This window comes from Vibrio sp. 704 (assembly GCF_033339295.1).
Window position 1 is genome coordinate 1 of record NZ_JAWOUH010001014.1, and the last position, 519, is coordinate 519.

Below are 519 nucleotides of genomic sequence, written 5' to 3' on the forward strand. Positions count from 1 at the left end.
GTCCAGTTAAGCTTTGTGTGTTGTTAAATAAGCGGCGAATCATGCCCCCGGCTCCAAGCGGAAGCCGACTTTAGGGATGGTTTTCAATAAATGTTCTTCAAAGGGTTTATCGAGTTGACCGCGCAGTTGATAAATGTGGCTGCGCAAAACGTCATTGTTTGGCTCATTTTCTTGCCATAAGCGGAATGCGATTTCTTCACGCGTCACAACTTCGGGGGCATTTTTGACCAGCATTTCTAGAATAGTGTACGTGGTTGGATTCAACGCCAACAGCTTATCTTGACGGTACGCTTGATGCGTTTTTTGATCGATAGACACTTCGCCATACTGGAGTTTGGTTGATGCAACCGTACCGCGATAGCGTTTAATCAATGCAGTCATGCGTGCTTCAAGAATATCGAGATCAAACGGTTTGGTGAGGTAGTCGTCGGCGCCGTGTTGGAAGCCTTTGAGCATGTCGTCTCGGCTATCAAGTGCAGTCAGCATCAACACCGGAGTGTTATTACCCGCATCGCGCAG

At 47.8% G+C, this 519-nt stretch carries 1 protein-coding gene; it reads right to left on the reverse strand.

Features of this window, described 5'->3' with window-relative positions; genetic code table 11:
• Window positions 1-39: 39 nt before the first annotated feature.
• Window positions 40-519: response regulator transcription factor (locus tag R7R24_RS30400; RefSeq protein ID WP_318120676.1), on the reverse strand; the 480-nt coding region annotated here is incomplete at its 5' end.